Source organism: Campylobacter hyointestinalis subsp. lawsonii (assembly GCF_013372165.1).
Lineage (GTDB): Bacteria > Campylobacterota > Campylobacteria > Campylobacterales > Campylobacteraceae > Campylobacter > Campylobacter lawsonii.
The window spans coordinates 399,511-423,206 of sequence record NZ_CP053828.1 but is presented as its reverse complement, the minus strand read 5'-3'; the positions used below and the strand labels follow the sequence as shown (position 1 = coordinate 423,206).

General features: G+C 34.2%; 20 protein-coding genes and 2 pseudogenes. 17 read left to right on the top strand and 5 right to left on the bottom strand.

Going from position 1 to position 23,696, the window contains the following annotated elements; genetic code table 11:
- Nucleotides 1-153 precede the first annotated feature (153 nt).
- Genes CHLWT_RS02180 through CHLWT_RS02160 form a run of 5 tightly spaced genes read left to right on the top strand, consistent with a single transcriptional unit; the run spans nucleotide 154 to nucleotide 6,251 of the window.
- Nucleotides 154-2,283, top strand: coding sequence for a DUF4910 domain-containing protein (locus tag CHLWT_RS02180; protein ID WP_176320851.1), 2,130 nt, complete (start codon nucleotides 154-156; stop codon nucleotides 2,281-2,283).
- A complete protein-coding gene (locus tag CHLWT_RS02175) occupies nucleotides 2,267-3,298 on the top strand; it encodes a Rossmann-fold NAD(P)-binding domain-containing protein (RefSeq protein ID WP_112000168.1) in 1,032 nt (343 codons plus the stop codon). Before CHLWT_RS02180 ends, CHLWT_RS02175 begins: the two co-directional genes overlap by 17 nt.
- Before the next feature lie 10 nt (nucleotides 3,299-3,308).
- Nucleotides 3,309-3,539: an acyl carrier protein gene (locus CHLWT_RS02170; protein WP_111968465.1), complete on the top strand. Its 231-nt coding sequence runs from the start codon at nucleotides 3,309-3,311 to the stop codon at nucleotides 3,537-3,539.
- Entirely contained in the window at nucleotides 3,529-5,043 is a 1,515-nt protein-coding gene (locus CHLWT_RS02165) for an AMP-binding protein (RefSeq protein ID WP_112000167.1), read from the top strand. The genes CHLWT_RS02170 and CHLWT_RS02165 overlap by 11 nt, the downstream gene beginning before the upstream one ends.
- Nucleotides 5,040-6,251 (top strand): diaminopimelate decarboxylase family protein, encoded by a 1,212-nt coding sequence (locus CHLWT_RS02160; RefSeq protein ID WP_112000166.1) that lies wholly within the window; start codon nucleotides 5,040-5,042, stop codon nucleotides 6,249-6,251. Before CHLWT_RS02165 ends, CHLWT_RS02160 begins: the two co-directional genes overlap by 4 nt.
- An 83-nt stretch (nucleotides 6,252-6,334) precedes the next feature.
- On the opposite strand, the gene CHLWT_RS02155 is transcribed toward CHLWT_RS02160, so the two are convergent.
- Nucleotides 6,335-7,918, bottom strand: a complete 1,584-nt coding sequence (locus CHLWT_RS02155; protein WP_112000165.1) for an ABC-F family ATP-binding cassette domain-containing protein — start codon at nucleotides 7,916-7,918, stop codon at nucleotides 6,335-6,337.
- Between the two features lie 8 nt (nucleotides 7,919-7,926).
- On the bottom strand, nucleotides 7,927-9,117 hold the full coding sequence (locus CHLWT_RS02150; RefSeq protein ID WP_112000164.1) for a tetrahydrodipicolinate N-succinyltransferase N-terminal domain-containing protein: 1,191 nt from the start codon (nucleotides 9,115-9,117) through the stop codon (nucleotides 7,927-7,929).
- Nucleotides 9,118-9,241: 124 nt separating this feature from the next.
- On the opposite strand from CHLWT_RS02150, the gene CHLWT_RS02145 reads away from it, so the two are divergent.
- A complete protein-coding gene (locus tag CHLWT_RS02145) occupies nucleotides 9,242-9,826 on the top strand; it encodes a YagU family protein (protein WP_112000163.1) in 585 nt (194 codons plus the stop codon).
- A gap of 98 nt (nucleotides 9,827-9,924) precedes the next feature.
- On the opposite strand, the gene pseC is transcribed toward CHLWT_RS02145, so the two are convergent.
- Together pseC and dcd are read right to left on the bottom strand one after the other, a co-directional pair.
- Nucleotides 9,925-11,043 carry a UDP-4-amino-4,6-dideoxy-N-acetyl-beta-L-altrosamine transaminase gene (pseC, locus tag CHLWT_RS02140; protein WP_112000162.1) on the bottom strand — a complete coding sequence of 373 codons (1,119 nt, stop codon included), beginning with the start codon at nucleotides 11,041-11,043 and terminating at the stop codon, nucleotides 9,925-9,927.
- A gap of 10 nt (nucleotides 11,044-11,053) precedes the next feature.
- On the bottom strand, nucleotides 11,054-11,614 hold the full coding sequence (dcd, locus tag CHLWT_RS02135; RefSeq protein ID WP_063998612.1) for a dCTP deaminase: 561 nt from the start codon (nucleotides 11,612-11,614) through the stop codon (nucleotides 11,054-11,056).
- 109 nt (nucleotides 11,615-11,723) lie between these two features.
- On the opposite strand from dcd, the gene CHLWT_RS02130 reads away from it, so the two are divergent.
- The 3 genes from CHLWT_RS02130 (at nucleotide 11,724) to CHLWT_RS02120 (ending at nucleotide 15,800) form a co-directional block, all read left to right on the top strand.
- Nucleotides 11,724-13,508 carry a DASS family sodium-coupled anion symporter gene (locus CHLWT_RS02130; protein WP_112000161.1) on the top strand — a complete coding sequence of 595 codons (1,785 nt, stop codon included), beginning with the start codon at nucleotides 11,724-11,726 and terminating at the stop codon, nucleotides 13,506-13,508.
- Between the two features lie 508 nt (nucleotides 13,509-14,016).
- A complete protein-coding gene (gene accB, locus CHLWT_RS02125) occupies nucleotides 14,017-14,466 on the top strand; it encodes an acetyl-CoA carboxylase biotin carboxyl carrier protein (protein WP_063998614.1) in 450 nt (149 codons plus the stop codon).
- The gene (locus tag CHLWT_RS02120) at nucleotides 14,463-15,800 is read left to right on the top strand and encodes an acetyl-CoA carboxylase biotin carboxylase subunit (RefSeq protein ID WP_063998615.1); all 1,338 of its coding nucleotides are present in this window, start codon (nucleotides 14,463-14,465) and stop codon (nucleotides 15,798-15,800) included. The genes accB and CHLWT_RS02120 overlap by 4 nt, the downstream gene beginning before the upstream one ends.
- A 35-nt stretch (nucleotides 15,801-15,835) precedes the next feature.
- On the opposite strand, the gene CHLWT_RS02115 is transcribed toward CHLWT_RS02120, so the two are convergent.
- Complete coding sequence (locus CHLWT_RS02115) at nucleotides 15,836-16,666, bottom strand: SurA N-terminal domain-containing protein (protein WP_112000160.1); 831 nt, start codon at nucleotides 16,664-16,666, stop codon at nucleotides 15,836-15,838.
- 74 nt (nucleotides 16,667-16,740) lie between these two features.
- On the opposite strand from CHLWT_RS02115, the gene gltX reads away from it, so the two are divergent.
- The 8 genes and pseudogenes from gltX to CHLWT_RS02085 form a co-directional block, all read left to right on the top strand.
- Entirely contained in the window at nucleotides 16,741-18,117 is a 1,377-nt protein-coding gene (gene gltX / locus CHLWT_RS02110; protein WP_111975341.1) for a glutamate--tRNA ligase, read from the top strand.
- Nucleotides 18,118-18,782: 665 nt separating this feature from the next.
- On the top strand, nucleotides 18,783-20,030 hold the full coding sequence (locus CHLWT_RS02105; protein WP_112000159.1) for a malic enzyme-like NAD(P)-binding protein: 1,248 nt from the start codon (nucleotides 18,783-18,785) through the stop codon (nucleotides 20,028-20,030).
- Nucleotides 20,031-20,523: 493 nt separating this feature from the next.
- A pseudogene (locus CHLWT_RS09660) lies at nucleotides 20,524-20,820 on the top strand (flagellin); the annotation flags it as partial.
- 312 nt (nucleotides 20,821-21,132) lie between these two features.
- The gene (locus CHLWT_RS02095; RefSeq protein ID WP_111971518.1) at nucleotides 21,133-22,383 is read left to right on the top strand and encodes an HAD family hydrolase; all 1,251 of its coding nucleotides are present in this window, start codon (nucleotides 21,133-21,135) and stop codon (nucleotides 22,381-22,383) included.
- Between the two features lie 41 nt (nucleotides 22,384-22,424).
- The gene (locus CHLWT_RS09395) at nucleotides 22,425-22,541 is read left to right on the top strand and encodes a DUF3800 domain-containing protein (RefSeq protein WP_244948789.1); all 117 of its coding nucleotides are present in this window, start codon (nucleotides 22,425-22,427) and stop codon (nucleotides 22,539-22,541) included.
- Nucleotides 22,542-22,602: 61 nt separating this feature from the next.
- Complete coding sequence (locus tag CHLWT_RS09390; RefSeq protein ID WP_244948788.1) at nucleotides 22,603-22,893, top strand: hypothetical protein; 291 nt, start codon at nucleotides 22,603-22,605, stop codon at nucleotides 22,891-22,893.
- Nucleotides 22,862-23,161, top strand: a complete 300-nt coding sequence (locus CHLWT_RS09385) for a DUF3800 domain-containing protein (protein WP_342354105.1) — start codon at nucleotides 22,862-22,864, stop codon at nucleotides 23,159-23,161. Before CHLWT_RS09390 ends, CHLWT_RS09385 begins: the two co-directional genes overlap by 32 nt.
- 359 nt (nucleotides 23,162-23,520) lie before the next feature.
- Nucleotides 23,521-23,637: pseudogene (locus tag CHLWT_RS02085) on the top strand (flagellin); the annotation flags it as partial.
- Nucleotides 23,638-23,696 lie beyond the last annotated feature (59 nt).

Here is a 23,696-nt window from a genome sequence, read left to right as displayed (position 1 = left end):
TTTTTTACATAGCATTGCTACAAACTTCTTTAAAGCAAATTAGGCTATCTTTATTACTAAATTTACTTTATGATTATTTTATATTATAAAGTCATTTTTAAATAAATTTAGTTACAATGCCAAGTCAAAATAAATATAAAATTAAGTTAAACGATGAAAAAAACTTCATATACAGGACAAGATTTAGAAAATGCCTTTAAAAGTGTCGGTATAAGTAAAGACGATATAGTTATGGTTCATTCAGGTCTTAGCCGCTTAGGTGCGCTTATGCAAGGCGTCAAAAATGCAGGTGAACTATCTGCTGCTGTATTAAAAGCTCTACAAAATGTCATAGGGCCAAATGGCACAATTGTCGTTCCAACTTTTACATATTCACTAGGAAGTGGTGAAATTTATGATCCACAAACCACGCCTTGCCCATTAATGGGGCAGTTTAGCGAGTATTTTTGGAGACTTTTAGAGGCTAAAAGAAGTTTAGATCCATTTTTATCAGTTGCCGCTATAGGACCTATGGCAGATGAGCTTACAAAAGTAGTAGCAAATACATCATTTGGAAAAGACTCATTTTTTGACCGCTTTACAAAAATAGGGGGGGGTACTAAGCTTCTTACGATCGGCGTTGGGCTAAGATGGGCGACTATACTTCACGCTTACGAAGAAGAATTTAAAGTACCTCATAGATATAATAAATTTTTTGTTGGCAAAATACGCAAAAATAGCACCGAGCATAAAATTTCATGGATTTACAATGTACGCCCGTATGTTTCAAACGCATATCCTACATTTAAGGCAATAACAGATAAAGCCATAAAACAGGGCATAATCAAAACGGCAACTATTGGCAAAGGCATTATACACGCCACAAAAGTTAGCGAGTATAGGGATTTTGCTCTAAAAGAATTTAAAAAAAATCCTTGGATCACAGCAGTTGGTCCAAAATGCGATCTAGCAAAAGCCGAAAAACTACGCACTGGTGAGCAAAAATTTGATACAAATTTAAAAAGCACAGACATACACGAACTAGCAGATAAGCTCTATAATCTACCACGAGATCTAGTAAGTGATGGCTATGATGCAGCGATAAATGCCATAAAAAACAAATTTAAATCTATCAAAATTCACTCATACCCTAGCGGCACACGAGCATTTACATGGATAGTTCCAGAGCGTTGGATATGTCATCACGCAGGACTTTATGATACGGACGGAAATGAGATATTTTCTACAAAGCAAAACGGCTTGCATGTTATGCGTTATTCGCTACCACTTGATAAAGAAGTAAGTCGCAAAGAACTTTTTGAGCATCTACATACGCCTGAAAAATGGGCAAATGACCAAAAAAATGCCGTTGCATATAATTTTAAATTTTATGAGCGTGATTGGGGTCTTTGCTGCTCAAATGAGCAAAAATTACGCCTAAATGATGAGAGATACTATGTCAAAATCGACTCCGCTACAAGCTATGGCGAACTAAAAGTAGGCAAGTGGCACATACAAGGCAAAAGCAACAAAACCATCGTTTTTTGCGCTCATCTTGACCATCCATATCAGTTTAATGATGACCTAAGCGGTGTCATCGCAGGGCTAAAAATCATGGAATCACTTGCTAAACATAAAGAGTTACGCTACTCTTACAAGCTACTTATCCTGCCTGAGACTATCGGTTCGGCTTGTTATCTTAGTCAAAATGAAAAAGAGATTAAAGATATGATTGGTGGAATTTTTCTAGAGATTTTATCTGCAAACCAAAGACTGCATCTAATGCACTCAAATAATCCAAACTCATATCTTGATAGTGTTGCTGATATGGTATTTAAACAGCATAATCTAGGCACAAAAGACTTTGGTGCGCCGGGGCAGTTTTTAAATGATGAAAGAATGTTTAATGCTCTAAATATACCTATGATGAGTATCCAAAGGCTAGATGAAAACTCTGCTTTTTACCCGCAGTATCACACAGACAAAGACACACCTAAGAATGCAAATTTGAAAAATCTTGATTTGGCTATCAAATTTATCTTAAATTTGATAGATATAGTAGAAAATGACGCTAAATTCATACGGAATTTCAAAGGTGAGCTTTTTGTAAGTAGTGTAGATCAGCTTGAATACTCTAAAGATAGTCGCTATATCAGAGAACTGACATTTTGCAACGAAGAAAATTTAAGCCAAATAGCAGTCAAAAAGAATTTAGATTTTAGAGAGTTATTGCGCGTTGCACAAATTTTAAAAAGGGCAAATTTAGCAAGTTTAGAGGATGTAAAATATGATTTATATCGATGAAAAAACCACAGCAAAATACCTAAATATCACCAACTGCGTAAAAAGCATACAAAAAATGTATAAAATCATGCAAACAAAAGATTACGCAATGGGTGGAAAAAACGCAAATAGTCACGGAATGCGTATAAGTTTCCCAAGAGATAAACACACAAACAATACATTTATCGCAATGCCTGGTTTTCTTGGCGGTGAGTATCAAGTAGCAGGACTAAAATGGCACGGACCAAATATCCGCGGCTCTACACGCAACTCTACAAACTTTACACTCATATTAAATAAGCCAAATACCGGCGCGCCGATAGCTTTATTTGAGGCAAATTTACTTACAGCTTATCGCACAGCCGCACTTAGCCTATATGCCACAACGCTTTTAAAACAAGCACAAAGAGTAAAAACGATAGGTCTCATTGGCGGCGGTGAAATTCATACTATATTTTTGCAAGGTCTTTTGGAGTTATATCCAAATATAAATTTAATAAAGATTAAATCAAAAACCGAAAACGGAGCAGAAAAATTTATCTCAAATTTTAATAAATTTAAAAATATATGCTTTGAGATCTGCCAAAATGTCAATGCTGTGCTTGATGATAGCGATATAATAAGCGTAAATCCAGGCTTTGACTTTGACTCTCTTGGTCAGATGCCACTACTTCGTGCTAAATATATTAAAGAAAATGCACTTATTTTGTGTCTAAGCTATGCGAAATTTAGCGATGAATTTTTGATAAATGATGCGATAAAAGTGGCAGATAATTTTGCTATGTATGAAAGCTACTTAGCAGAGTTTGGCTATCCTGTTTATCCTAAATTTTCATCTCTTGGCTCACGCTTTATAGACCTTGTATATGATAAACAAGTTAAAAGAGGTGAGATTGTAGATATTGTAGATATTTTAAACAAAACTAAAAGTGAAATTTTAGCTCAAAATAAACCGGTAGTATTTGCAAGTGGCGGTATGATAATAGAAGATATTGCCGTGGCTTGCGATCTGCTTAAAGAAATAAAAACCAAATAAAGGAAAAAATATGCAAGAAATTACAGAAATTTTACAAAGCGTAAGAGGCGACATAGACTTTACAAACGCTACAAATTTAGTAAGCGATGGCATTATTACTAGTTTTGATATACTTCAGATAGTTATGAAGCTAGAAGAAGAATTTGATATAGAAATAGAGCCACAATACATAGAACCAGAAAATTTCAACTCAGCCAAAGCCATAAAAGAGATGATAGAAAAGCTAAAAAATGCTAACTAATGTAAGTGAATTTTTAGATGCAAGTGTAAAAAAATATCCAAACAAAATAGCATTTATAGATGAAAATGATGCGATAAGCTATGTAAATTTACAAATAGGTGCAAAGAAATTTGCTAGCTATTTACTAAATCTTAGCATCAAACCAAATAGTGCGGTTGTGTTTTTTATGCCAAAGTCTATTAATGCGGTACAAGGAATTTTTGGCTGTCTTTATGCTAGGGTTTGCTATAGCTTTTTTGAAACTAGCCTACCTGCTAAACGCTTAAATGATATGCTTGGCGTCCTTAAAGCATCACTAATCATCACAACAAAAGAGCACAAAGCACAGGCGTATCAAATTTTTAACCAAAGCTTAAAAGATCAAAATGTAAAAATTATCCTAATAGATGAGTGTCTTAAAACGAGCATAAATAGTAGCTTATTAGCTCAGATTTCACGCACTTATCAAGCCACAGATGCTCTTAGTATAGTTTTTACAAGCGGAAGCACTGGCGTGCCAAAAGGCGTGGTAAAAAGTCACGCAAATGTCTTATATTTTGCTAGGGCATTTGTTAGCACACTAAAACTTAGCAGTGATGATATTTTAGCAAATCAAGCACCATTTGATTTTGATGTTGCAAATAAAGACATATACTGCGGCGTGTATGTTGGCGCTAGTGTGGTGTTATTAACACAAAAAGATTTTATAAAGCCTACTTGCTTAGTTGATAAACTAATAAAATTTAATGTAACTACGCTAATTTGGGCGGTTAGCGCACTTTGCTTACTTAGTGCATTTAGGGTGTTTAACTATAAAATACCAAATCAAATTTCAAAAGTATTTTTTAGCGGAGAGGTAATGCCACTAAATCACCTTAAAATCTGGCAACACTATCTGCCAAAAGCAAAATTTATAAATTTATATGGACCAAGTGAGATAACTTTTAATTGCACATTTTATGAAGTGCCAAAAGATTATGAGTGTATCGATACTTTACCGATAGGAAAAGCGTTTTATGGGCAAAAAGTATTTTTATTAAGCGACGAGCTAAAAGAGATAACAGAAGTTGGCAAAATAGGTGAAATATGCGTAAGCGGACCAAATGTAGCCCTAGGATACTGGTGCGAACAAGAAAAGAGCAATGAGGTTTTCATACAAAATCCACTAAATAAAAGCTATTTTGAGCGTATTTATAAAACTGGCGATCTTGGAAAGCTAAATGATAATGGCGAGTTTGTATATGTAGGACGCAAAGATTTTATGGTAAAACATATGGGACATCGCATAGAGCTACCTGAAATAGAGTTAGCCGCACAAAAATTAGCAGAGAGCACATGTGCGATATTTAAGGATTATAAGATAAATTTATTTTTCACAGGAATATGCGATGAGAGTGCGCTTATGGGTGAGCTTAAAAAAAATCTACCAACATATATGCTACCAAATAGGCTTATAAAGTTAGAAAATTTTACACTAAACACGCACGGCAAGATAGATAGAAAAATTCTGGAGAATATGCTATGAATGATGAAAATTTATTACAAATCGCCACAAAATACGGCACACCAAGCTATCTTTTTGATCTAAATTCGCTAGAAAATAGACTAACTGCGATAAAAGAAATTTTAGATCATAAATACGAGTTGTGCTATGCAATGAAGGCAAATCCATTTTTGCTAAATTTTATGCAAAATAGCGTCGATGTCATAGAAGTCTGCTCGCCTGGCGAATTAGAAATTTGTATAAATTTAAAAATAAATCCAACTAAAATAATTTACTCAGGCGTAGTAAAAACAGAACAAGATATCAAACGCGCATTAGATTTTAAAGTGGCTATACTAACAGCCGAATCGCCAAATCAGCTTTTGCTTATAAATCGCATAGCAAATGAATATGGCATAAAAGTAAATGTGATTTTGCGTTTGAGTGCGTGGGGGCAGTTTGGTATGTGCTATAGCGACATTGTAAAGGCGTTTTGCAATGCAGATAAATATACAAATGTAAATTTTGTAGGTTTGCACTACTATGCTGGAGGACAACGCAAGAAAATGGATTTAATCAAAGACGATTTAGATAAAATTTTTAGATTACGAAGCGAAATTAGCAAATTTATTAAATTTGAAAATTTTTTGATTGAATATGCGCCCGGACTTGGGGTAAGTATGTTTGAAAACGATGATTTTAATGATACTTTGGGCGATTTAAAAAGCTTAAAAAAAATACTTGATTTATACGACTTCAAGGGTGATATTGTCCGTATCGAGCTAGGTAGATTTTTTGTGCAATACTGCGGATATTATTTGGCTAAAATTTTAGATGTCAAAACTACTGATATAGGGGATTATGTTTTACTTAATGGCGGGATAAATCATCTAAATTTTTACGGCTCTGTTATGGGAATGAAAGTCCCTATAATGCGTCATTTAACAACAAATTTAAAAAATGGATCTAAAAAAGATTATAGTATTTGTGGAGCATTATGCACGGCAAATGATGTTTTAGTAAGGCGTAAAACATTGCAAAATCCACAAATAGACGATTTTATTGTTTTTGAAAATGCTGGTGCATACAGTGTTTGCGATGGTATATCTCTGTTTTTAAGTCGTAGCTTACCACGCATTTTACTTCTACAAAAGAACAAAGAAATAATAATCGCAAGAGATTTTAAAGAGACATTTTGGCTAAACTTTAGCGATACCAAATTAAATTTATTAGATAAAACCCAAATTTAAGTAGTTTAAATTTGGGTTTTATCTGCCATATTTATATCTGTCTTTAGATACGCAAAACTGAGCAAAATAGTGTATTTTGCATATTAAAGCTCACAACTTTCGCGGTATTCTTCGTAAGTGCCTTTAAAGTCTATTATCTCGCCATTGCCTTTTAGATGCAAAATTCTATTAGCAAAGGCATCTATAAGCTCTCTATCGTGGCTTACGCAGATACAACTGCCGCTAAAATTATAAAGCGCCTCGCCTAAAGCGATGATGGCTTCAAGATCAAGGTGGTTATTTGGCTCATCAAGTACTAGCAAATTTGCTCTTAGCAGCATAAGCTTAGAAAGCATAAGTCTATGCTTTTCGCCACCGCTTAAACTGCCGACTTCTTTTTCTTGCTCTAACCCACTAAAAAGCATTCTTCCAAGGCATTTTCTTATCTCATCTAAATCTTTATTTTTAGAGTCTTGTAGCCACTCATAAAGCTTCAAATTTCCACTTATTTTGTTTGAGCTATCTTGCGCAAAATATCCAAGCTCGATAGTAGCTCCGATATGGATTTTGCCACTATCAGCTGACATTTCGCCCATTATGATCTTACACAAAGTCGATTTTCCAACACCATTGCTTCCGATGATAGCTACTTTATCGCCTTTATTCATCTTAAAATTAAAGTCTTTTAGTATGATTTTATCATCAAAGCTCTTATTTAAATTTGTTAGCTCAATTAGCTCATTTCCTATTTCGCGATTTGTTCTAAAAAGTATGCTCGGATCACGCCTACTTGATACTGCGATTTCAGCTATATCAAGTTTTTCAAGCTGTTTTGCTCTACTTGTGGCTTGTTTGGCTTTACTAGCATTCGCACTAAAACGAGCAATAAACTTTTCTAGCTCTTCTTTTTCTTTTAGCTTCTTATCGCGTTCCATCTCAGCTTGTCTGCTAATCAAATTTGCAGCGATATACCAGTCATCATAGTTTCCTACAAACTCTCTGATACGCTTAAAATCTACATCTAAAATATGCGTACAAACTCTATTTAAAAAGTGTCTATCGTGGCTGATGACCACAAGAGTTCCCTCGTGATTTATAAGCTCACGCTCTAGCCATGCTATAGCGTCAAGATCTAGGTTGTTTGTCGGCTCATCTAAGAACAAGATATCAGGTTTTGGGAACAAAACTTGAGCTAAAAGCACCTTAAATTTATCCGAACTCTCAACCTCGCTCATAAGCTTATCAAAACTATCAAATCCAAGCGAGCTTAGGATCTTTTCTATGCGTGTTTCATACTCATAAGTCGGATCTTCTTCGGCACTGATGATCTCAAGCTCACTCAAACGCTCATTTATCTCATCTGTAAATTCTTCGCTCATATAGAGTTTTTCTTTCTCTTTTACTGCATCATAAAGCCTTTTATTGCCATATAGTACAGCATCTTTTATAGAAAAATTCTCAAACGCAAACTGGTCTTGACCCAAAACTCCAACTTTTTTACCATTTTCTATCACGATATCGCCGCTAGTGTGTTCTACTTCGCCACTTAAGATCTTTAAAAATGTAGATTTTCCAGCACCATTTGCACCGATTAGACCGTAGCGATTATGTGCATTTAGTTTTAAATTTACATCTTCAAAAAGAAGTTGTTGCCCAAATCTTTGTGTTAAATTTTTAACTTCTAACATACTTTTCCTTAGTGCAAGTCAGCATTTAGCTTGATAGCTCTTTTACTAAGGCTAGCAGTGATCTGTCCATTTTGACTATTTTGACGATAATGAAGTCCGTTTAGATTTGCAAGTTCAAGTGCCTTGTAAATATCGCGATCAAATTTAAAATCAGGATTTATCTTAGCTAGTTCGGCCCTGTTTTTCTCATCTATAAACACCTTAGTTCCTTCTAAAATAGCAATACCCGCATCCACAATACAATTATCGCCAAGAGGCACTCCAGTAACTGAGTTTGCACCGAGCAGACATTTTTTACCTACGCTTATAGCATTTCCGTTTGTTCCGCTAAGTACTCCTAAAATCGACGCGCCGCCGCCGACATCGCTTCCATCGCCAACACTTACTGAGCTACTTACCCTGCCCTCTACCATCACTGATCCAGTGGTTCCGGAGTTGAAATTTATATACGCAGCTCCTGGCATAACAGTCGTTCCCGCTGCTAATTGAGCACCCATACGCACTTTTGCTGAGTCTAGTATCCTAGTGTTATCAGCTGGTATTATGTGGCTTAGATAGCGTGGGAATTTATCTACGGCTACTATATTTGGGTAGCGACCACTTATTTTTAGCTTCATTTCATTTTCTCTTAGCCACTCAAGCTCGATTGGCTTACCATCGGCTCCCCAAGCCACATTTTCTAAAATTCCAAAAGCCCCATCTAAGACAAGTGAGCGAAGTGGCACAAAACCTAAAGATAAAAGATATAGCTTAAGATAAACCACCTCAACACTCTTTGGCTTAGCATCTTCAAACATAAACACAAGCTTAAAGCTATCTTTATCTCCTGCTTCAATAGCATCTTTTATAGCTAAAATAGTGGCGACATTTTTATGTTTTTTAGGCTCATTTACTAAGGCGCCAAAAAGCTTTAAAACCTTTTTTACCACCTTTATATCAAGATCTATCACAAACTCACTATCATTAAAATTTATCTCTATATCGCATTTTTTTAACGCCCACACAAATGCCGCCGCACTTAAAAAACTATCATTGTAATTTAGGGCTCCATAGCTTACTTGTAAAATTTTATTACGATTTAGCTGACCTCTATCTACCCTTGCTATACCAAATGCTATCGGGTCTTTATAGCCACTTTTTGCCCTTACGTTTTCGCAAATTTCTTTAAATTCATCTAGTGATTCTACAGCTTTTGACATTTTAATTCCTTTTTTTATTTTTAAATTTTAAATCTTGGAAATTCTATATTCTTATTCTTATATTAATATTAAATTAAGTAATTACATTATAATATTTTTAGGAATTTTAATTAAAGGTTATCACATGACAAAAACGACTAGAAAATTTGGTCTAGCAGCGCTTATTGGCATACCAGCTGGCGTGGTTTCTGCATTTGTGAAATGGGGTGGAGAATTTCCGCTTCCGCCACGAAGCCCTTTTGATATGTTTGATGCGGCTTGCGGGCCTGAGAGTTTGATTAGGGCGGCTGAGCAAATTGATTGTTCGCGTAATTTTTTAAATCCGCCTTATGTATTTTTACGTGATTATTTGGGTGTTAGCGACCCATATGCTGCTATTTATGAGTTTGCTGGGCATAGCTTTGATTATGTGATGATGACACATATTTTATTTTCCATTATCTTTGCGGTTGGATACTGCATCTTAGCTGAAAGATTTCCAAAAATCACAATGTGGCAAGGTGTAATGGCTGGATTATTGATAAATATCGCAGTGCATGTCATCGCTTTGCCTATACTTGGTCTTACTCCGCCGCTTTTATCTCTGCCTTGGTATGAGCATGTTTCAGAGTTTGTAGGACATGTAGTTTGGCTATGGTCTATAGAAATCATCCGCCACGACCTAAGAGCTAGGATAACAAAAGAGCCAGACCCGGCTGATAATTTATAATTTTTTTATAAGCCTACAATTTTGTGGGCTTTACTTCAGCTATTTAAATTTATCAAATTTAAAATTAAATTTGATAAATTTTGATATCAAAGCTATGATTAAAACTTACAGCCTTTATGTTTGGATAATGTTTCGTTTAGTTTTTCTACTACAAATTTAGCATCTTCTATGCTCATTAGTTGATGACAAGGTAAGCTAAGCTCAGCTCTATAAAAATCCTCTGCATTTGGTAGGTTAATTTCGCCATAAAGATTTTTGTAAAAGCTAAATTGATAAGTCGGTTTGTAATGCACTTGCACACCGATACCTTCGCTGCGAAGCTCTTCATAGATACTCTCTTTGTCGCACCAAAAATCTCTAAAAAGCAAGACTGGATAGAGATGATGAGAGCTAGTGATATTGGCTGGAATTTTTATAGTGCTTAAATATGGACTTTTTTCAAATGCTTCATCATAAAATTTGGCTATTGCATCGCGTTTTGCTATGAAAATATCTAACTTTTTTAGTTGTGAAATACCTAAAGCACAAGCCACGTCGCTTAAGCGGTAATTATAGCCTAGAGTTGTCATATCTGAGTTCCAAGCAGTTTTTTTGATGATGCCATGAGAGCGTAATAGCCTTGCTTTTGTTGCGGTTTCTTCATCATTTGTTAAGAGTGCTCCGCCTTCAAACGTAGTTATGGGCTTGACTGCATGAAAGCTAAATATACTAGCATCGCCAAAAGTGCCTATTTTACGACTATTTACACTACTTCCAAGAGCGTGAGAAGCGTCGTCTAAGACTTTAAGGTTATGCTTTTTTGCTATTAAATTTAATTCTTCCATATCTACTGGAAGTCCGCCAAAATCAACCGGAGTTATGACTTTTGTTTTTGTAGTTATGAGTTTTTCTACGCTTTTTGGATCGATATTTCCATTTGGCAAGATATCAGCAAATTTAACTACCCCGCCGCACATCAAAGCTGTGTTTGCAGTAGCTGCAAACGTGATAGGGGTTGTGATGACTTCATCGCCACTCTTAAGTCCAAGTGCTAAGTATCCAGCATGCAAGGCAGAAGTAGCTGAGTTCATCGCCACGGCAAACTTAGCTCCGGTATAGTCGCAAAGTGCTTTTTCAAACTCATCTACTTTCTTGCCACAAGTTATGATATCGCTTTTTAAAACCTCTACAACTGCTCTGATATCATCATCATCTATGCTTTGTCTGCTATAAGTCATTTTTAATCCCTTACTTTAATATACGCGGAAGAGTTATGCCCTCTTGAGATTGATATTTGCCTTTTTTATCGGCGTAGCTTATCTCGCATGGTTCATCGCCTTGTAAAAATAGTACTTGAGCGATGCCCTCATTTGCATAAATCTTTGCCGGAAGTGGGGTAGTATTTGAAATTTCAATTGTGATATGTCCTTCAAATCCAGGCTCAAAAGGCGTTACATTGACTATTATCCCACACCTTGCGTAAGTTGATTTTCCAAGACATATTGCTAGAACATCACTTGGCATTTTGAAGTATTCTACTGTTCTTGCTAGTGCGAATGAATTTGGCGGGACTATGCAGACATCACCTTCAAAATCCACTACGTTTTTTTCATCGAAATTTTTTGGATCGACAACGGTACCGCCGATATTTGTAAATATTTTAAACTCTCTAGCCACTCTTATATCATAACCATAGCTCGAAAGTCCGTAGCTTACAACGCCTTTGCCTATATTTTGTTCGCAAAATGGCTCTATCATTTGGTTTTTTATGCTCTGTTCTCGTATCCATTTATCGCTTTTTAGACCCATAAATTTCCTTTTATGCAAATTTATTTAATTATATTTTATATACAATTTTAAGCTAAAACTCAATATTATACAATCTAGTTAATTTTGAAATGCTTAAAAAGGAGGATAAATGAGCGGACGCAAAATTCTATCTCTTGTGATTTGTGTTTTAATCGCTGCGGTGTTTTTTGTTTTACCTACGCCACATGGTCTAGAAGACAATGCGTGGCATTTTTTGGGTCTATTTATAGCTGTAATTTTGGCTGTCATTTTTGCCATTATGCCACTTGGTGCGATCTGTTTGATAGCGATCGCAATCGTCGCTATTACTGGCATCACTACGCCACAAAGCACTCTTAGACAAACCGAGATCAAGACACTTAGTGCATTAGTGGGCAAAGTTGATATTGATAAAATGGAGTTGAAAAAACAGATTTTAGACGCTAAAATTTTATCTCTTAAAAATGCTCTTGGCGATCTAAAAACCCAGATAAACTCACAAAATGAAGGTGAAAATTTGCTAAAAGAACTCTCAGCTTTGCATCTTAAAAACACGACAAAAACGGCAAATTCAAAGCTTTTAGATGCTAGTGAAATTTCTGTTTTAAATAGTATTGCGTTGAATAAATTTACTCAAAAAGAGATAGACAAACAGCTCAAAGCTGCTGAGTGGAAACTCAAAGCCAAAACCGGTATAAACGATGCTTTAAGCGGCTTTTCAAATGCGTTAATTTGGCTCATTGTTATTTCAATTATCGTAGCTAAAGGCATCATAAAAACAGGGCTTGGCGAAAGACTTGCATATTATTTTATCTCTATTTTTGGTAAAAAAACACTTGGAATTGCCTATTCGATCACACTTAGCGAGACGATTTTAGCACCAGTTACGCCCTCAAATACAGCTAGGGCTGGAGCTATCATAAATCCGATTGTTCAAGCGATCTCAAAAAGCTTCAAAAGTACGCCAGAAGATGGCACACAAAACAAAATCGGAACATATTTGTCACTTGTGAATTTTCAAGCAAATCCGATCAGCTCAGCAATGTTTATTACCGCAACTGCGCCAAATCCTTTGGTCGTAGATCTTGTCGCAAAAGCCACAAATTTAGATATTTCTATTAGCTGGATTCAGTGGGCTTTGGGTATGTTTGTGCCGGGAATTTTAGCGATGATGATTATGCCTTTGGTGATTTATTTTTTATCACCACCTGAAATCAAATCCACCCCAAATGCTAGAGCTTTTGCCAAAGAAAAACTTGCACAGCTAGGTGCGATGAGACGCGATGAAAAGATTATGTTTGGCGTATTTTTATTTTTACTTATACTTTGGGCTGGTACATTTGGATTTTTGTTTGGAATCACGCTAAATGCCACAACTATCGCATTTTTAGGTCTTAGTATCGTGCTTGTGACTGGCGTTTTGAGTTTTGATGAAATTTTAGCCCAAAAAGCCGCTTGGAATACGCTTGTTTGGTTCTCTGCGCTTGTTATGATGGCAACTATGCTTGGCAAACTTGAAGTAACGACATTTTTGGCTTCAAATTTACAACAATTAGCACTAAATTTAGGTCTTGGCGAAATTTCGATTATGCTATTTTTATCGGTTGCGTTTTTGTATTCACACTACTTTTTTGCTTCGACAACTGCACATATTTCGGCAATGTTTTTTGTATTTTATAGCGCAGGTCTTGCGCTTGGCGCACCACCGCTTTTGTATGCGTTTATTATGATTACGGCTGGAAATGTGATGATGGGTATAACGCATTATGCTACAGGGACTGCGCCGGTCATCTTTGGTACTAACTATGTTAGTCTCAAAAAATGGTGGGGCATTGGTTTTGTTATGTCGGTTGTGAATATGGTCGTGATGATTTTGGCCGGTTTGGTTTGGTGGAAAGTTTTAGGATTTTATTAAATTTATGGCAAAAGTATGCATTTTTCATACTTTTGCTATGTTAAATTTGGATGTGAATTTATAATGTTTTTAAATTTAAATAAGCCCTTACTCAAATTTGATAAAATACAAGTGATTAAAATTTAAGAAAGCTGTATATGAAAAAGATTTTATTTTAACTTTTGTTGGCATATTTTTTGGCATTTTACAAAGGTAAATTTAAAACATTTTTTGAACTAGTTATAATGATTTTTCCAAATATCACTAGCGATATTTAATGCGGTTTATGATGGCGAAAACGAAAAAGCTCTCATTCTTAGCTTTGTTCTTATTAGCTCATTGATGTTTTTGATGATAGGCAGGCTAAAGCATACGCGAACTTTTGAAGTTTGATAAATTTGGATTATTTTGATTATACGCTTAAATTTAGCGTATAAATCCAAATTTTAGATATTTTTTTAAATTTAAACAAAATCTTTACTCAAATTTGATAAAATGTAAAGTTAATTAAATTTTTAGGAGAATTCTTATGACAAAAGATGAAATTAAAGAACTTATGACTTTCTTTGATGAGACTAACATTAATAGAATTAAGATAAAAGACGAAGAATTTGAAATAGAGCTTGAAAAATATAAACCAGAGACGGCTTCGGCTCCGGTCGTTTGCCCACCAGTTCCGGCACCAACTCCGATAAACGTAAATGTTGTAAATGAAAAAAGTACTAGCCAAAGCCTAGGTGGCGATACTCTAAATTCGCCTATGGTAGGAACATTTTACGTTGCTCCAAGCCCAGGTGCAGCAAGTTTTGTAAAAGTAGGTCAAACCGTAAGAAAAGGCGATTGTATAGGTATCATAGAAGCTATGAAAATAATGAACGAGATCGAGGCTGAGTATGACTGCCGTATAATCAAAGCACTAGTTGCAGATGGGCAACCGGTGGAATTTGGCATGGCGTTATTTGAGGTTGAAAAAATATGAAAGAAATAAAAAGAATTCTCATTGCAAATCGTGGCGAAATAGCACTTAGAGCTCTTCGCACTATCCAAGAAATGGGCAAAGAGGCTATCGTCGTGCATTCTACTGCTGATAAAGACGCACTTTATGTAAAGTATGCTGATGCTAGTATCTGTATAGGCGGTGCTAGAAGTAGCGAAAGCTATCTAAATATCCCAGCTATTATAACTGCTTGTGAAATAAGCGAAGCCGATGCCATATTTCCTGGCTATGGATTTTTGAGTGAAAATCAAAACTTTGTTGAAATTTGCGCTAAGCACGGCATAAAATTTATAGGTCCAAGCGTAGCAGCTATGGCTTTGATGAGCGATAAAAGCAAGGCAAAACAAGTTATGATGAGAGCTGGCATACCTGTAGTTCCAGGAAGTGATGGTGCTATAAAAGATATAGAGGCTGCCAAAAAACTTGCTCGCGAGATCGGATATCCTGTCATCGTAAAAGCTGCAGCTGGCGGTGGTGGTCGTGGTATGAGAGTGGTAGAGAAAGAAGAGGACTTAGAAAAAAGCTTTTGGTCTGCTGAGAGTGAGGCTATGAGTGCGTTTGGCGATGGTACTATGTATATGGAAAAATACATCACAAATCCACGCCATATAGAAGTCCAAGTCTTAGGCGACGAACATGGAAATGTCGTGCATATAGGCGAAAGAGACTGCTCTTTACAAAGAAGACATCAAAAACTTATCGAAGAAAGCCCGGCTGTTATATTAGATGAAAAAACTAGAGCAGAGCTTCACGCCACAGCCGTAAAAGCTACAAAAGCTATAGGTTACGCAGGAGCTGGAACTTTTGAGTTTTTATATGATCAAAAAGATAATAAATTTTATTTTATCGAGATGAATACAAGACTTCAAGTCGAACACTGCGTAAGTGAAATGTGTAGCGGGCTAGATCTCATAGAGTGGATGATACGTATCGCTCAGGGTGAAAAGCTTCTTAGTCAAGATGAGATCAAGCTAAGCGGACATGCTATAGAGTGCCGCATCACTGCTGAAGATCCAAAAAGCTTCACTCCAAATCCAGGCAAGATCACGAAATACATCGCACCTGGCGGTAGAAATGTGCGAATGGATAGCCATGTTTATGAGGGTTATAGTGTTCCGCCTTATTATGATAGCATGATAGGTAAGCTAATAGTTTATGACAAAGACAGAACTAAAGCGATAGCGAAGATGAAAGTAGCGCTTGATGAGCTTGTGATACAAGGTATAAAAACTACGAAAGATTTTCACCTTCATATGATGGATAATAGTGATTTTATAAACAATCTTTACGATACAAACTATCTATCCAAACATTAATTTAAATTTGGTATCAAATTTGATACCAAATTTATCTATCTTTTTAAGATTTCTATATTTGCTTTTACTCTTAATTTATTAAAATAATCAGCTACTGCGATCTCTTGTTCTTGACTTGCCATTGCATTTACGACTTGTTGTTCTACGCTTTCAAAATCAGGCAGATAAGATCCTTCTCTTGAAATTATATAGAACATTTCAAATTCATTAGCGGCGATCTGAAAGATAGGAGTAAATGTTTTATCTTTTGAGTTAATAAATATATATCTTAATTGTGGATTTAAATTTTTAGAGGTTAGACTTAAGTTTTCTATGCTAACTCCGCTTGGCATACTCATAGGAGATTTTATTATCGTTTCTAAATTTTGTCTTGAGTCTGAGCTATAACGAGCCACGTTTATGGTATCAAACTGAGCAAACATACCCGGATTTGCTTCATAGAATTTTTTAGCATTTTCAGGCGTGATATTTTGGCTCTGGTTATTTAAGATCCTAGCATACAACTTTTCTCTTTTGAGATTTTTTTCCACGTCTTGTTTGAATGCGTTATAGTCAATCCCCTTAGAATCAAGGGCTTCTTTAAAAGTAGCTGCGTCCATACCGTTTGTTTTTGCTAATTGTTCTATTTTGCTTTCAACTTCAAAGCCATTTACTACGATATTTAAGGCTACTATCTGTGCATCTTCAAGTCTCTCTCTAATAAGTAAATTTAGAGCTTTTTGGTTATCGATATTCATTTTTTTCATAACTGTGTTTAGCTCATAACTTGTTATAGGCTGATTTTCGACAGTAGCTATAATGCCATTTACATAATCTGCACCTGCTAAGCTAAATAAAAAAATGGTTGAAAATACTATTTTTTTCATTAAATAAAACCTTTATTAAAGCAAATTTGAGTTAAAATTATATCTAAATTTAATAAATTAGGAATAAAACAGTTATGCTTACAACTAGATTTGCTCCAAGTCCGACTGGTTTTTTACATGTCGGAGGTCTTAGAACTGCGCTTTATAGCTATCTTTATGCTAGAAAAAACGGAGGTAAATTTTTACTTCGCATTGAAGATACAGATCTAAAAAGAAACTCTGAAGAAGCAGTAATTGCCATAAGAGAAGCATTTAACTGGTGCGGACTAGATTATGATGGCGAAGTAACTTATCAGTCAAAACGATTTGATATATACAAAGAGTATATAAAAAAGCTTTTAGATGAGGGCAAAGCATATAAATGTTATATGACCAAAGTAGAACTTGATGAGTTAAGAGCCGCGCAAGAAGCTAAAAAAGAGCGTCCAAAATATGATGGTAGATATAGGGATTTTACAGGCACTCCACCAGCAGGCATAGAGCCAGTTATCCGTATCAAAGCGCCACTTAGTGGAACTATAGAGTTTAAAGATGGCATAAAAGGCGATATGAAATTTAACTGCGCCGATATACTTGATGATTTTATCATAGCAAGGAGCGATGGGACGCCTACTTATAATTTTGTTGTTGTGATAGATGATGCTTTGATGGGGGTTACTCACGTTATAAGAGGCGATGATCATCTTAGCAATACCCCAAAACAGATCATACTTTATGAAGCGCTCGGATTTAACTTACCGGAGTTTTTTCACGTGGCTATGATAAATGGAAGCGATGGCTCAAAGCTATCTAAGAGACACGGCGCCACTGATGTTATGGAGTATAAAGCTATGGGTTATCTGCCTGAAGCGCTTTTAAATTTCCTTGTGCGTTTGGGCTGGAGTCATGGCGATGATGAGATCTTTTCTATGAGCGATATGCTAAAATATTTTGATCCGCACGATATAAATAAGTCCGCTTCTACATATAACCTCACAAAACTCGACTGGCTAAATGCGCACTACATAAAAACTCTACCTTATGAGCGTTTGGCTGATGATATGAAGTTTTTTGGTATTGACTTTAGAGCGCTTGATAAAGGAGAGCTACTTTTAAACTCACTTAGAGAGAGAAGTAAGACTTTAGTAGAGCTTAAAAACTCAGCTTTAAATATAATAAACCCGCCTGAAACTTACGATGAAAAAGCCGTTGCTAAGTTTATCACTGATGATGCAAAAGCACTTTTAAACGAATTTAAAGATGAGCTTGAAGATAAGGATTTAAGTGCTAAAGAGTATGAAGAGATGACAATGGCATTTTTAGATAAACGTGGTAAAAAGCTAAAAGATATCGCTCAGCCAATACGCATTGCGATTACAGGAGGAACTGTTAGCCCAAGCATTTTTGAGATTATTGAAGTTATCGGCACTAAAGCTCTTAAATCAAGGATTGCAAAACTCATATCAAAATAGTTTTTAAAGGATATTTTGATTGTTCTATGCTCCAAAGCTTAGTTGTCTAAGCCTAAATGATAATGTCTATCGTCTTTTCATCATTTAGATAAAATTAAGATAGATTTATTTGACTTGCAATGATGCTCTTTTGTAATGACTAAATTCCTATCATTGCAAGATTTTAGTAAAAATTGTAGCGATCTAAATTTAAAAATAGACTGCTTTAGCAAGTAAATTCACTCCGCAACTATAAAAATCAAATTTATTAATGCTAGATAAAACAGAGCCAAATAAATTTAAAATACATTAACTAATAATTATAATATTTTGTTATCTATCGAATCAATAAATATAAGTAAAAAAATTAATAAATTTACTTGCTAAATTGCGATATCTCATAAATTAAATTTGCTATAGTAAATTTAATTTACAAATTTATATAAATCAAAATACATTTAAATAGCTAATATACGCCATTTAAAATTTCCTAAATTTAAATTATAAAATATAACTTAAAATATATTTGTAGATAAATTTATATAGTTTTTAAAAAATATAATTACAAAAAGTAACATTGAGCTTAAAAAAGTATATTATAAAATTAAGTTTTTATTATAAATAAAAATATTTTAGCTATAATCGAAAAATTACAAAATATATGAAAGTTATTATTAAGGATTAATATGGATTTACAAGAAAAAGCGTTAATGTATCATGAAGGCGGAAAGATCGAAATCAAGGTAAAAAAACCTTGCGAGACTGCTGATGATCTCAGCCTTGCATATACTCCTGGCGTTGCTGAGCCTTGCAAAGAGATAGAGGCAAATAACGAGCTTGCTTACAAATACACCAATAAAGGCAATCTTGTTGCAGTTATCAGCGATGGTACGGCGGTTTTAGGGCTTGGGGATATAGGTGCGATCGCTGGAAAACCTGTTATGGAAGGCAAATCTGTTTTATTTAAAAAATTCGCAAATGTAGATGCGTTTGATATCGAGCTTGATGAGAAAGACCCAGATAAGATAGTTGAAATTTGCAAAGCTCTAGCCCCAACATTTGGTGGTATAAATTTAGAAGATATCGGTGCGCCAAAGTGTTTTTACATAGAGAAAAAACTTCAAGAAAGCGTAAATATCCCTGTAATGCACGATGATCAGCACGGAACTGCTATCATAACTACTGCAGGACTTATCAATGCTCTAAAAATCACAGGTAAAAAAGCAGAAGAGATGAAAGTAGTAGTAAGCGGAAGCGGCGCAGCTGGAATCGCGTGCGCGAAAATGTATAGAAACCTTGGTGTAAAAAATATCATAATGTTAGATAGCAAAGGCGTCATACATACTAAAAGAGAAAATTTAACTCCTGAAAAAATGGATTTTGCCATAGATACAGACGCTAGAACTTTAGCAGATGCTATGAAAGGTGCCGATATGTTCCTAGGTCTTTCAAAAGCCGGTGTTTTAAGCAAAGATATGGTTGTTAGTATGGCGCCAAATCCTATAATATTTGCTTTGGCAAATCCTACTCCTGAGATAATGCCCGAAATCGCTCACTCAGTAAGAGATGATATCATGATGGGAACAGGAAGAAGCGACTATCCAAATCAAGTAAATAATGTTTTGGGATTTCCGTTTATATTTCGCGGTGCGCTAGACGTAAGAGCTACAAAAATCACTGAAAATATGAAGATAGCAGCTGCAGATGCTTTAGCAAAACTAGCAGAAGAAGAGGTTCCATCAGCCGTTACTGCCGCATATAATGGCAAAGAGATCAAATTTGGTAAGGATTATATCATACCAAAACCATTCGATCCTAGAGTTTTATTTACGGTAGCCCCGGCAGTTGCAGAGGCCGCCATAAAAGATGGAGTAGCTTTGGTAAAAGACTTTGACAAAACTACTTATATAGAAAAGCTTAAAAAATTATTCTAATTGAGTAAAAATTTAATGATAGCTATCCGAAATTCGGTGGCTATTATCAAATTTTCATCTTATCTTAAAGCCAAAATTAAAATTACATTATTGTTTAAAATGGCTAAATATTCACTCTTAAATTTACTTAGAAAATTAATGTAATTATTGCAAAGCAAAACTCTCTAAAGCCGCTGGGTATAAAGGCGACATTAGCCTTATGGGCTTTGGTAAAAAAGGCAGTGATTTATCTGCAGTTACAGTCTTAGGGCATCTTACCTTTGTACGTCAAGATGCTAGAGATATAAGGGTTGTATTCTCAACAGCTAATAATGGTGCAGGTGCTAAAACCCATGGTTTTTCTAAGGAAGCTGGACTTAATGGCTCACTAATGGCACAAGCTTCAGTAACTCTTAAAGATATGAACTCAGGAACAATAAGCTCAAAAATAGCTATGGCAATGGGCTTTTATGATAGTAATACTCTAGCTAAAATGGCAAATGCTCAACAAGGCGGTGTAAATACATTTACTGGTGCTCAAGCTATGATAGATATCGCTGAATCAGCTCAAAAGATGTTAGACAGCATTCGTTCAGACCTTGGTTCGGTACAAAATCAGCTAGTAAGCACGATAAATAATATCACCGTTACTAGAGTAAATGTTGCATCAGCAGAAAGCCAAATCCGTGATGTCGATTTTGCTGAAGAGAGTGCAAACTTCTCTAAATTTAACATCCTTGCTCAAAGTGGTAGCTACGCAATGAGTCAAGCTAACACCGTGCAACAAAACGTCTTGAGACTATTACAATAGTTTCAAGCGTTTCTGTGAAAACGTTCTTAGATTACTTCAGTAATCTAAGGTTGTTTCTGTGCAAATGTCTTGAGAATAGTTTCAAACATTTCTGTGAAAATTCATTAAGACTGCTTCAAAGCTGGAGAAAACTCCAGCTTTTAAATTCTTTCAAATTCTATTTTAATAATAAACAATAAAGTAATTATTTAAAACTCATGTTATTGATGTTAATTTTATATTATATAGCTTTATTTCATTTGCTACTTGGTTACTTAACTGTGCTAAAATCGGATTTCTAAATTAATATATAAAATAAATAAAAGGAATATTATGTTACAAATAGCCATAGCTTATGACTTTGATGGAACTCTAGCAAAAGGAAATATACAAGAAAATTCATTTATCCCTTCTGTTGGTATTACTAAAGAAGAATTTTGGTCACAAGTAAAACATTTAAGCGAAGAAAATAATATGGACGAAATATTAGCTTATATGTATTTAATGATAAAAAGGGCAGAAGGAAAAGAGATAACGATAGATAAAGATAGCCTAAAAAGTCATGGTAAAAATGTTAAATATTTTGATGGAGTTGAAGAATATTTTAAAAGAATCAATAAGTATGCGAATAAACTTGATATAGAAATAAAACATTATATTATTTCGTCTGGCACTAAAGAGATGATAGAAGGAACAACTATAGCAAAAGAATTTGATATTATTTATGCATCTTCATTCTATTATGATGATTATGGGAGACCTATTTGGCCTGCACTGGCTATTAATTATACTACAAAAACTCAATATCTTTATAGGATAAATAAAGGCATACATAATGCATATGACAATAAATTAATTAATCAATTTATACCAGAAAATGAAAGAGCAATTAAATTTAAACATATTATATATTTAGGAGATGGAGAAACTGATATACCGGCTATGAAGTTAGTAAAAGCAAATGGTGGAAAATCTATAGCTATATTTGATAAAGAAAAAGAAGATATAGCCAAAAAACTCATAGAACAAAATAGAGTAAATTATATCGCTAAAGCAGATTATACAAAAGATAGCGATATAGATAAAATACTTAAATCAATTATAGACTCTATATATATTGAACATAAGTATGGCCATGTTAATGTTGAAAATGTAGATGCTGAATCCGATAGTAAGCATTTTACGATAGATGAATGCTTGAAAATTTTAGATATCAAAGGTTTTACAACTATTGATAGTAATAAAAAAAATAATATGTATCTTAAAAAAACAGATTGGAATGATTATGGATATAAAACTACATTTTATTTATGGAAAGATGATGTTTTTTATGGTATGGTAAAAATTGCAAAAATTAATCAAGATAAAAACATACATACATATGATTTACTTCCTGATAATTTTTTTAAAGAATTACCAAATGATTTCTTCTCTAAGATTTATTTTAAAGAAGATACTATTTTAGAAAAAGAAAAAAATGCTTTAAAGATTTTATTAAAAGATATAACTGACAATGATAAATTTGATTCAGAAGATATAGTTTTAAGATCTTTAAAAAGAGATGAATTACTTGTTATTAAATAAACTTTAATAAATTTTATATTAATTTTTTAAGATACATATAAATGTATTTTAGTAATCATATAGTTTACGTAGATGAAAGCGGCGATCATTCTTTAACAAATATTAATAAAGATTTTCCAGTATTTGTTTTAGCTTTTTGTATATTTAAAAAAAGATAGTTATGTAAATGACACTGTTTTAAAATTAAAAAAATTTAAATTTAAACATTTCGGACATGATATGATAGTATTACACGAAAATGAGATAAGGAGAGATAAAGGTGATTTTGCTATTTTGAACACAAAAGAGAGAAAAGAAGCTTTTATATTTGAGCTAACTAAAATTATTGAAGAAGAATTCACTATTATTTCGACAGTAATAAATAAACAAAAACTTATAAATAAATACAATAGACCAAAAAATCCTTACAACATAGCTTTAAAATTTTGCTTAGAAAGATTATGCCATTTTTTGAAATCAAAAAAACGAAGTAAAAAGAATAACACATATTATAGTAGAACAAAGAGGTGAAAAAGAAGATAAAGATTTAGAGCTTGAATTTATGAAAGTATGTAGTGGCAGCAATTTTTTAGATATTAGATTGCCATTTGAGATTGTATTATCGAATAAAAAAAGTAATTCCGCTGGGCTTCAGTTAGCTGATCTAATAGCTAGGCCAATAGGTTTAAAAATATTTAAGGAAAAACAAGAAAATAGAGCATTTGAGATATTAAAAAATAAATTTTATCAAAATGGGAATAAACAAATAGAAGGTAGCGGATTAAAAATATTTCCATAAATAGCAAAAGCCCCAGAGAAATCCTCTTAGGGCTTAAAGCCGATCGCCAATCTGCAATCCAATATTTGTATTATATCAGTAATTTTTTATATTTTGCTTAAATAGCAGCTAATATAAAAATAAAAACTTCAGGAAGTAACTAACATATAAATTATTAAAATTTACTGTCTTACTTTCTTGATAATTATAAAGTCTAGTTCATGGTTTTAAAATGATTTGTGTTACCTAAATCAAATGTCGTATGACTGCTAAAAGCAAACCAAGTCAAAATGATATCATCATAGAGCTTGTAGTAAATTTACTTAAATAGCAGATAATTTTAAATATCTTTCACTTTGTTGACCTAGGCTACAAACTTCTATAAATTTAACATCCTTGCTCAAAGTGGTAGCTACGCAATGAGTCAAGCTAACACCGTGCAACAAAACGTCTTGAGAGTAGTTTCAAGCGTTTCTGTGAAAACGTTCTTAGATTAGTAATCTAAGGTTGTTTCTGTGAAAACGTATTAAGATTGCTTCAATAGTGCGATCTTATG